At 45.3% G+C, this 8,623-nt stretch carries 14 protein-coding genes and 1 pseudogene; 13 read left to right on the forward strand and 2 right to left on the reverse strand.

What is annotated here, in order from left to right; translation table 11 throughout:
• Positions 1 to 3: 3 nt before the first annotated feature.
• From ACE99V_RS19630 to ACE99V_RS19665, 8 genes and pseudogenes are all read left to right on the forward strand, one after another.
• A complete protein-coding gene (locus ACE99V_RS19630; protein ID WP_400492910.1) occupies positions 4 to 156 on the forward strand; it encodes a PD-(D/E)XK nuclease family transposase in 153 nt (50 codons plus the stop codon).
• A gap of 204 nt (positions 157 to 360) precedes the next feature.
• The gene (locus tag ACE99V_RS19635) at positions 361 to 561 is read left to right on the forward strand and encodes a hypothetical protein (RefSeq protein ID WP_400492898.1); all 201 of its coding nucleotides are present in this window, start codon (positions 361 to 363) and stop codon (positions 559 to 561) included.
• Between the two features lie 200 nt (positions 562 to 761).
• A pseudogene (gene tnpB, locus ACE99V_RS19640) lies at positions 762 to 958 on the forward strand (IS66 family insertion sequence element accessory protein TnpB).
• Positions 955 to 1,707 (forward strand): hypothetical protein, encoded by a 753-nt coding sequence (locus tag ACE99V_RS19645; RefSeq protein ID WP_400492899.1) that lies wholly within the window; start codon positions 955 to 957, stop codon positions 1,705 to 1,707. The pseudogene tnpB and the gene ACE99V_RS19645 overlap by 4 nt, the downstream one beginning before the upstream one ends.
• Positions 1,708 to 1,935: 228 nt before the next feature.
• Complete coding sequence (locus tag ACE99V_RS19650; protein WP_400492900.1) at positions 1,936 to 2,367, forward strand: HEPN domain-containing protein; 432 nt, start codon at positions 1,936 to 1,938, stop codon at positions 2,365 to 2,367.
• Positions 2,343 to 2,663 carry a nucleotidyltransferase family protein gene (locus ACE99V_RS19655; RefSeq protein ID WP_198827750.1) on the forward strand — a complete coding sequence of 107 codons (321 nt, stop codon included), beginning with the start codon at positions 2,343 to 2,345 and terminating at the stop codon, positions 2,661 to 2,663. The genes ACE99V_RS19650 and ACE99V_RS19655 overlap by 25 nt, the downstream gene beginning before the upstream one ends.
• A gap of 51 nt (positions 2,664 to 2,714) precedes the next feature.
• Positions 2,715 to 2,885 carry a YgiT-type zinc finger protein gene (locus ACE99V_RS19660; RefSeq protein WP_400492911.1) on the forward strand — a complete coding sequence of 57 codons (171 nt, stop codon included), beginning with the start codon at positions 2,715 to 2,717 and terminating at the stop codon, positions 2,883 to 2,885.
• Positions 2,816 to 3,370 carry a hypothetical protein gene (locus ACE99V_RS19665; RefSeq protein WP_400492912.1) on the forward strand — a complete coding sequence of 185 codons (555 nt, stop codon included), beginning with the start codon at positions 2,816 to 2,818 and terminating at the stop codon, positions 3,368 to 3,370. The genes ACE99V_RS19660 and ACE99V_RS19665 overlap by 70 nt, the downstream gene beginning before the upstream one ends.
• A 50-nt stretch (positions 3,371 to 3,420) precedes the next feature.
• Here the strand turns inward: ACE99V_RS19665 and ACE99V_RS19670 are convergent, their stop codons facing one another.
• Positions 3,421 to 4,023, reverse strand: a complete 603-nt coding sequence (locus ACE99V_RS19670) for a DL-endopeptidase inhibitor IseA family protein (protein WP_400492901.1) — start codon at positions 4,021 to 4,023, stop codon at positions 3,421 to 3,423.
• An 18-nt stretch (positions 4,024 to 4,041) separates the two neighbouring features.
• A complete protein-coding gene (locus tag ACE99V_RS19675) occupies positions 4,042 to 4,557 on the reverse strand; it encodes a hypothetical protein (protein WP_400492903.1) in 516 nt (171 codons plus the stop codon).
• A gap of 31 nt (positions 4,558 to 4,588) precedes the next feature.
• Here ACE99V_RS19675 and ACE99V_RS19680 point away from each other — a divergent pair, with 31 nt between their 5' ends.
• The 5 genes from ACE99V_RS19680 to ACE99V_RS19700 all read left to right on the forward strand — a co-directional run bounded on the left by ACE99V_RS19680 (position 4,589) and on the right by ACE99V_RS19700 (position 8,507).
• Complete coding sequence (locus ACE99V_RS19680; RefSeq protein ID WP_400492904.1) at positions 4,589 to 5,062, forward strand: methyl-accepting chemotaxis protein; 474 nt, start codon at positions 4,589 to 4,591, stop codon at positions 5,060 to 5,062.
• Positions 5,050 to 5,241, forward strand: coding sequence for a hypothetical protein (locus tag ACE99V_RS19685; RefSeq protein ID WP_400492905.1), 192 nt, complete (start codon positions 5,050 to 5,052; stop codon positions 5,239 to 5,241). Before ACE99V_RS19680 ends, ACE99V_RS19685 begins: the two co-directional genes overlap by 13 nt.
• 144 nt (positions 5,242 to 5,385) lie before the next feature.
• On the forward strand, positions 5,386 to 5,850 hold the full coding sequence (locus ACE99V_RS19690; protein WP_400492906.1) for a cupin domain-containing protein: 465 nt from the start codon (positions 5,386 to 5,388) through the stop codon (positions 5,848 to 5,850).
• 308 nt (positions 5,851 to 6,158) lie between these two features.
• Positions 6,159 to 7,268 (forward strand): hypothetical protein, encoded by a 1,110-nt coding sequence (locus ACE99V_RS19695; RefSeq protein WP_400492908.1) that lies wholly within the window; start codon positions 6,159 to 6,161, stop codon positions 7,266 to 7,268.
• A gap of 72 nt (positions 7,269 to 7,340) precedes the next feature.
• On the forward strand, positions 7,341 to 8,507 hold the full coding sequence (locus ACE99V_RS19700) for an Ig-like domain-containing protein (protein ID WP_400492909.1): 1,167 nt from the start codon (positions 7,341 to 7,343) through the stop codon (positions 8,505 to 8,507).
• Positions 8,508 to 8,623: the final 116 nt, after the last annotated feature.

The raw sequence follows: 8,623 nt of genomic DNA on the forward strand, positions 1-8,623 counted from the left end.
TCGGTGGAAATCCTCAATCCGGAAATCAATCGGGAACACATCGAGGATAAGGCATCCGTGCTGGACATCCACGCCAAGACAGAGCAGGGGGAGCACGTCAACATCGAGATTCAGCTGGAAAACAGGTTCGACATAGAAAACTTGGCGATAGCCTAGCGTTGTAGGGAATGGGAATGGTGCCTGTCACCACCCGGATTATGTCGAAGGGGTCTGTCTCGAAGGAGGCAGGCTCTTTCCATTTGTTCGGAACTCACTGCAAAACCCTTTTTAAAAGTAAGCGTCAAATCCTGCACACCTATGAAGTTGCCTTGCCCTGTAAGATAATCTTCCTCAGAACGATGTGAGGAGGATTTTTTTTTTATGACGCAGAAAAAGCTAAGAGAGGTGTGGATCACCCGGATCAAAGATGATCGGTCAAGCGGATGGCGTGTGGCAACCTGGTGTGAACGTCATGAAGTGACACCGCGCCCAGCGTTGGCATTGGATGCGAAAATTGAAAGAGCTGATGAGCAAAAACCGGCAACAAGCAAGCCGCAGTGGGCTCCCATCCATATGGATTAAACATCATCTGACGGAACATCGCCCCTGCTTGTCAAAGTCGGTTCGGCAAGCATTGGAGTTGGACCGGGCTTCGAGCCATCCTTTCTTGCCGATGTTGTCAGGGTGCTGAAAGCCTTATGCGAAGCGAAATTCAGGTGGATCGGGTGTACCTCGCCTGCGGCAGCACGGATATGCGCAAGTCCATTGACGGGCTCGCTGCTATGATCAAGGAGGGATTTGATCTCGATCATTTTCACCTACTCTGTTTGTCTTTTGGCAATCGGCAACGAGACAAACTGAAAATCTTGATTGGGAGCATAACGGATTCTGGCTCTACTACCGTCGGTTGGAGCGTGGAACGTTCCGGTGGCCGACAGATGCAAGGCTGGGTCGCTTAAGATTACCCGGCGCGAGATGATTGCCTATGAAGAGATCGCAGGAATGCTAAAGGCTGTAGAAAAACATCGAGATAACAAACCGTATCTACTGAAGGGAAATTCATTTTCTCTTTACTTCTTTACGAATGAAAATGGTGGAAGAAATGCGGAGTATCCTTTTCCAAACGACGTCCAGGCATACACGAGTACAAACGGGTACTATGGAAACATGAAAACGGAAATGCTTCTAAACGCTGACAAAAACCCGTATGATTTTAGACCAACCCTTCAGCATGAATTAGTTCATTATTATGATCAAAACGCGAAAACTAATGATGGATACAGCAGTTACTGGGGAGTAGGGGGAGCGTTCTTTTCCAGAGAAGGGGCCGCAGAGTACGGATGTTACAATTATTATCAATATCCCAAAAACACGAAGAATGATTTACCTTTGACGTGGCCAAAGGATAAGAAATCTATTCTCGAGTATGCAAAGCAACAAGGTGGTTATCGAACGCCGCTTCTCTCCCAAACGGATTTTCGTTCTTTCGGGGATATTTATAATGCAAGTAATAATAACTATGGGATGACATACTCCTTGTACTGGTACTTGGTTCAAGAGTATGGTGAGGCAAAAATTCAAGAATATATTACTTATGTAAATAACAAATATGAGCCAAATCAATCCATCCCTCAAGAAGAAAAAGATAGTGTAGCAATGAAATTCCTTGGAAAGAAAGAAGAACAGGTATTAAAGGAATGGCTCACGTACTTCAACAATTTCAAATGATGAGAAAACGGAGAGTTTCCGGTAAGAATGAAGGAGATTCATCTCTGAAACAAAGGGCAGCCCATTTTGGATGCTTAGTGCTCCAGAAAGGGCTTTTCCTATTTCATGGAGATTTGTTTTCATTCGTATATAATGAAGATAAGTATGAATTCAATCGGATCTTAACGCGATGGCCTGATGGTGTAGCTTGTCATTCTTACGACCATAATAGAAGGAGAGGTGACGAAAGTGAATAACAATGAAAAATATGAATACTGGGAAGATATAGCGGAGTATGACTTAGCAACGGCTCGGGCCATGCTCCAATCAGGTCGATACCTGTACGTCGTGTTTATGTGCCAGCAGGCCATCGAGAAGTTAGTCAAGGGTTTGTATGTCCTTTATACAGGGGAGGAACCGCCACGTACCCACAACATATGGCTCGTTCTGAGTGCCTTGGCCGTGTATGAATCTTTTCAACAAAAAGCGAACGATGCCACGTTTGTGGAGAAAAAAGCGACATACAAACCGTTTTTTGCCGAGTTGGTGGCGTACTATATATCGGAGCGGTATCCATCGTATCGTGAAAAGTTGTCCACGTCCGTGAAGGAAGAAAAAGCACGTCATGTCATGGGAAAGACGGAGGAGGTATTTCGATGGCTGCAATCCCTGCGGAAGTGAAACGGGTAGTGGAGGAGTATGTTCGCAACATTAGTCAGTTGATTCCCGTAAAAAAGGCTGTCCTGTTTGGTTCGTATGCCAAAGGTACGTTCGACGAGGGAAGTGACGTTGATCTGGCCATCTTCTCCGATTATTTCGAGCAGATGGATCGGGTCGAGGGCATCAAATTCTTGTTGATGCACGCGATGGACTACCACGTTGATTTGGAACCGATTGCTTTTACCGAGAAAGAATATGCCATGAAGGAAGGGATTGTCGGCGAAATCCTCAAGACAGGCGTTGAAATCGCTGTTTGAAGGGAAGTGATCTTGTTTCGACAGGAGGAACCGATTTTGAAACATTGCTTCATGTGCGAAGGAGATCTGGAACAAAAGCTTGTCACGGTCGAACGTGATTGGATGGGCAAAAAAATCATCATCGAGGACGTACCCACCGAGGTGTGCGATCAATGCGGGGAACGATATTTCGACGCGGAGACGACGCTTCGGATGAGATCGAGGATGGGGAAACGAAAGTGAATGCCATTGCTCCGGACGGAGATGTCGAGGAAGCGTTTACCCTGAACGACGAGTATCCCATTGACGGGATGAAGCTGGATAAGAATCAAACCGTTTATCTTGTGTTGGGAACTAATCTCTACGCCTATCAATTGAACGGCAAAAAGAAGTGGAAGACAGAGATTGATTACGGTCTGGCCGAAATGGAATTGGACAAAAACGGCATGCTCTACGTGAGAACGTACGATTCGCTGTATGCCATTTCGCCCGAAGGCTCGATCACATGGAAGCTGAATGGTCTGAATTACTATTCCAACTTTGCCCTCGGCAATGATGGAGTGATCTATGTCAGCGATTCGGAATCACTGACTGCCTATAAGACCGGCAAAGCCGCCGAAGAGAAAAAAGTGAAAACCTTAACCGTCAACATGAAATCTCTTTCCATCACCAAGGGAAAATCGCTCACAAAGCCACATACGGCAAAAAGACGATTTCCATTACGGTAACGGTGAAGTAAGAGAGGACCGCTTCAAACGGCCCTGACGGTTCTTTTACCTTATTTTACGCTTTGAACTTCGCTATCCAGCTTCCATCCCGCTCCTTCTACGAGTCGAACCTTAATCTCTCGGATGGAAGCAAACTCTTCTTCGCCGTTAGATACTTTACAGGAGTAGACTTTTTCGGTTGGGGTCTCTGATACAAGAGTCGGCTTGATCTTGTCCCACTCAAGAATGGAACCGCTGTCACCGACAATTTTCGCCAGCTTCCCATTGATTTCCAAAATGGTTTTGTTCTCCATTTGTTTCTTCAGGAAATCCTCTGCTCGTTCTTTTGTATAAACCGCCTCAAAATAAGCAAGGAACTCTTCTTTTGTGTCTACATCTGATCCTAACCATTGGTAGTCATATTCACTGCCTGCGGGTTTGAATGGGGTTGGATCATCAGGCGTGCTTCTCCCTGCCATTACATGCCAATAGCGTTTCTGGGCTTCTCCGGTGAGAATAGGCAGTGTTTTTTCGTTCATTTCAGAAAGAAAATAGACATCCTCCCGATCCATTTTTGTTTCAGTAGAAAGATCCAAAGTTGGTGCTGGCGGTTGGGAAACGGAAAAGGCTGGAAGAAGAAAAATCGAACCGGCCAACAGGATTAGTTTCATCATCGCAGCAGTCTCCTCTCATTAGGGAATGTATTGTTCGGTTATTTTTGTAACCACTCCGTTGGTGATTTCAATATGGAATGGTTTATAAGAATTGCTTTCGTTTTGTAAAAAGAACAGAACAAAATCTTCTCTGGTCACTTTTTCATTCCATTTGATTTCGCCCGTGCGAGTTTGCAAAATGAATTGGGCTGTATCCGCAATCATGAAGGTGCGGATTTTCGGATTCACATTCCGAATGTAAATGCCATTGGGGGCGTGTTTGGGACTCCCTGGTTCCGAACATTCCTTGCAGTCTTTTAGAAACTCACGATCTGCTTCTTTTCCCGTATACCACTGAATGTAATCAAAGTCAGCGTAAAGCTTTCCTTTTTGAATTTTCAATGACTGGATATAAGCGGTCGCTTTCTCTGTTGAAACAGACCGTTGAACTGATTTTGCCTGCGGGGAGGGAGGCATTGCTGTTGCAGCACTCACGCCCACAGTCATCCCTGCAAAGGATGAAAGAACGAATAGAGTGGCTAGTGTTTTTTTCATGACGTTACTCCTTCCCAAATGTTTCCTCCGAATGATAAGACGTATATGGGAACAAAAAGTTTCAACAGTTCTCGGCCTGCTCCTCCCCATCGCAGGAACTGACTGCCAGCGCAACGGAAAGCGCCCGCGCATCCGTCCAAATCTCTGCGATAATTCGGAAACGGCAGACTTACATGCCAAAGAGGGAGCAAAAAAGCTGGAAGAGCTTGTGAACAAAATGGACGATATCACCAAACGGGTCAATTCGACGGAAGAAATTGTTCAGAGATTAGGGGAACAGTCTGAATCAATCATGGGGATCATCTCGACGATCCGGGAAATAAGCGGACAAACCAATCTGTTGGCCTTACATGCAGCAATTGAAGCAGCAAGGGCTGGCGAACAGGGAAGAAGTTTTGCCGTAGTAGCCAATGAGGTGCGCAAACTGGCAGAAGAGTCAGGCACAGGCAGCGCGGCGGAGTGTCCGAAGAGGGAGATGTCTTCAGGCAAATCTTGCGTGCGGTAGATGATGTGAACCGTCAGATTGCACAAATGACGCAGGCAGCCATAGCCAACGATACACAGGAAGTTTCTGCCGCATCTGAGCAGCATACAGCGTCGTCGCAAGAGATGACCGCCACTGCGGAAACCTTGGCGGATATGGCGGCAAGGCTGTCAGACCAGGTAAAAAGGTTTACAATCTAAAGCGTGTACCAACGATCCAAGTGACCGCCTGGTAGTGCCAAAGCTCAACGGCAGTCACTTCTCTTTTCCCCCGCTAACATACGCGCACAGGTCTCCGCATAGAATGAACGTAGATGATACTTTGAAATTATTGGGGGAAATGCGATGATTACCGTCAAATTGGATCAACTCAAGCTGTTGGAGGGATGGTTCGAAAACGATCCGCAAACCCGCCAAAAAGCGTCTTTTCCCTTTTTCAAAGGGACGGGAGCTGAAAGTTTATCAGTCGTTTACTTTGAAGTCGAACCTGGAAACACACTCGGGACCCATACGGATAGTGCAGAAGAAGTCATCCTTATCCTTCAGGGGAAAGCAGAAGCCACCGTGGGTGATGAATCCGGTTTGCTCTCTGCAGGAGAAATGGCACTTATTCCTTGCATGATTCCTCATAACCTCCGAAATATCGGTTCGGAAACTCTTCGTGTCGTTGGTTTTTTTTCCAGCCCCAACGTGGTCAGTACCTTTGCAGAACCACTCATGCCGATCAACCAAAGAGCAGTAGGGACTCCACTTTTCGAAAAGGAGCAGCCGATGGCTTGGAATGAGATTGTCCGCAAGTTAATGGGATAAACATGTAACAAATCTTTTTTATTTCCCCTTGGCAAAAGAGTTGCTAAGGGGCTTTTTCTTTGTGAGTCTCCCCGTTTTATTTAGCAACGTCCGGATTGTCTGGAGCAATTTTCTTTTTTTGACCGTTTGCAAGGTCATTTCCGCTTTGATGTACCTGTCAAAGTACGGCGTTAACTCCGCCATGAGATGTTTGGCTTCACTGTGTTGTGGATTTTGTTTAACAAATGTAAAAAGAATCTTAATTATTTTCGTGAAATGTACGATATTAACTTTTGTAAAATGGTAAAAAGTATCAAGGGGGTTTTACTGTGTATTCTGAACCACTGATTCGTTTTTCAAAATCTGTACGTCTTTTTTTGATTGTGATCATGGTGTTGGTATCATCCATCGGAATGTTGCCTTCGCGTTCATTGGCAGTAACGTATGCCCCAGATCACGTCGTGTTTCTCGACACGGATCCGGATGAAGGTGAAATCGGTGGAACGATTTCCTGGGAGTCAAGAGATACCGAAGGAGTGGCGAGCTACGTCATTACTGCTTCTACCACTTACCATGCTGATCAAGCAGTAATTGCCGAGGTACCCCTGAAAGATTCAAAGTTCTATTCCTACTCCATTCCGGAAAACACAAAACTTCCGGAAAATGCAGTAAAGCTGAATGTAAAAACGAAATTTGCCAACGGGGAATTGGCTGACGAATGGATGGTATGTGCACTCATTGATAACACATCTTCCGCCACACCCCAAGCTGCAAACTTGCCGACAGCGAAACGAGTGGTATTTACGGATTATGACTATCTTTCCAATGATTTGTTTCCGATGATAAGAGTGGAAGGCGCGGAAGACGAGACAAATATCACGCATTACGTGCTGTATTATTTGGATGATAAAGGAGAAAAGTTGCAACAGATTGGACAAGTTGCGAAGGAAGAAAGTTGGTTAATGAAACTTCCGAGAAACGTTCAAATGCCGGAAAAAGCCAAAGCGATTGGGGTGTATTCGAAAGGACCGTCCGGAGAAAGCACTGGCCGTGTGACAACCGGAATCTGGAATATTCCCAACCATCTTCCTCGAAATGTTATGTTTACCGATACAGATCCCGATCAACATGAAATCGGCGGAACACTTACTTGGGAAAGAGCAACTGACGAATCAAACATCACCTCGTACCAAATATATTTCGGAAGTATAGATGGTAAAAAATTCTTTATTGATGAAGTGGCTGCAGGTAAATCTGCCTATTCCTATCAAATTCCTGAAAATACGATGGTTCCGGATGAAGCAACAAGAATAGAGATTTATGCAGCCAATGCATTTGGAGAATGCAGCGATTTCGGTACTCAAACCATTATTCAATCAGATGCGCCTTCCGCAGAAACTATCATCGTTAGGAATAATCCGGCGGGAATGGATGATTAAGTCATCGTAACCGGATTGAAGCAGGACGATTTTGAAATTAGAGTGTACGATGTGCCGGTAGGCGGTTACCCGATGGGTACGGGTCACGCATACGGTGAATCGTCCGTGTCCATCAAAATACCCCAATTAGGGAAATCGGCCGGTAAAATTTATGTAACCATAACCAGTTTTGGGAAGAATGAGAGCGCACGCACAGAAAAAAGTTATCCAGCCGAAATCAGTGAAGGGAAGGCAGTGAAATCCTTATTCGTTACCAAGACGAACGTACAATTGCAGCCCAATGAAGATGTTCAGCTGGAACTGAAAGCTGTATTCACAGATGGTTCAGAAGAGAATGTTACGGCACTGGCTGAATGGTCATCAGCAAATGAACAAGTAGCCACGGTGAAAGATGGAAAAGTTACCGCTCATGGAATTGGAACCACAAAGATTACAGCTGGCTATGGCAATAAAACAGTAACGGTAACGGTCAAAGTTGCTGCTGTGACAAAAGTTGTAAAGTCCCTGACCGTTACGAAAACAAAAGTGGCTTTAAAACCAAATGATCAAATTCAACTGGGACTTTTGGCGAAATTGTCAGACGGCACCAAAGAGGATGTAACAACAAAGGCTGAGTGGTCATCAACCAATGAACAAGTGGCAACGGTGGAAAACGGAACGATCAAAGCACACGGATTCGGCAAAACGACAATCACAGCGTCTTACGGCGGAAAAACAGTAAAAGTAACTGTTGAAGTTGCCGTTAAAAGTTTGAAACCAAGCGTGAATAAACTTTCCTTAAAACCCGGGGACTCTAAGGAGATCGTCGTCATGGCAGTATTTGGTGACGGATCAAAAGCGGATGTCAGTGATTTGGCGCAATGGAAATCAAGCAATGAAAGCGTAGCTGCCTATGCTGATGGAAAGATTGTTGCAAACGGCTTTGGAAAAGCAACGATCACGATCACATATGGAGGTAAGACCATTAAACTTTCTGTTGATGTCACCCTGAAAAAATTGTCAGCTGATCCTGCAAAAATGACGATGGGTGTACATGAGTCACAAACCGTAAAAATAACCGCCGTCTACGGAGATAAATCAACAGAACAAATCACCGACGGGATCAAGTGGGCATCGAGCAATGAAAAGATTGCAAGCGTTGATGAAGACGGTGTAATCACAGCCCACAAAGCAGGAAGAGCGAAGATCATGGCAACGTATGGCGGCAAGACTGTTACAATCAGCATCACGGTCAAATAAAAATACTGGGAACGGTGCCTGTCACCACCCGAATTATGGCGAAAGCTGTCGAAAGGGTCTGTCTCGAAGGAGGCAGGCTCTTTCCATTTGTTCGGAACTCACTGCAAAACCCTTCC

It is taken from the genome of Brevibacillus soli (assembly GCF_044759095.2).
Classification (GTDB): domain Bacteria; phylum Bacillota; class Bacilli; order Brevibacillales; family Brevibacillaceae; genus JBIYSM02.

Bases quoted from the DNA above. Each gene is read 5' to 3' on its own strand.
- ACE99V_RS19635 (WP_400492898.1), top strand. From the start codon at position 361: ATGACGCAGAAAAAGCTAAGAGAGGTGTGGATCACCCGGATCAAAGAT.
- ACE99V_RS19645 (WP_400492899.1), top strand. From the start codon at position 955: ATGATTGCCTATGAAGAGATCGCAGGAATGCTAAAGGCTGTAGAAAAA.
- ACE99V_RS19655 (WP_198827750.1), top strand. From the start codon at position 2,343: ATGGCTGCAATCCCTGCGGAAGTGAAACGGGTAGTGGAGGAGTATGTT.
- ACE99V_RS19660 (WP_400492911.1), top strand. From the start codon at position 2,715: ATGTGCGAAGGAGATCTGGAACAAAAGCTTGTCACGGTCGAACGTGAT.
- ACE99V_RS19665 (WP_400492912.1), top strand. From the start codon at position 2,816: ATGCGGGGAACGATATTTCGACGCGGAGACGACGCTTCGGATGAGATC.
- ACE99V_RS19670 (WP_400492901.1), bottom strand. From the start codon at position 4,023: ATGATGAAACTAATCCTGTTGGCCGGTTCGATTTTTCTTCTTCCAGCC.
- ACE99V_RS19675 (WP_400492903.1), bottom strand. From the start codon at position 4,557: ATGAAAAAAACACTAGCCACTCTATTCGTTCTTTCATCCTTTGCAGGG.
- ACE99V_RS19680 (WP_400492904.1), top strand. From the start codon at position 4,589: ATGATAAGACGTATATGGGAACAAAAAGTTTCAACAGTTCTCGGCCTG.
- ACE99V_RS19690 (WP_400492906.1), top strand. From the start codon at position 5,386: ATGATTACCGTCAAATTGGATCAACTCAAGCTGTTGGAGGGATGGTTC.
- ACE99V_RS19700 (WP_400492909.1), top strand. From the start codon at position 7,341: ATGGGTACGGGTCACGCATACGGTGAATCGTCCGTGTCCATCAAAATA.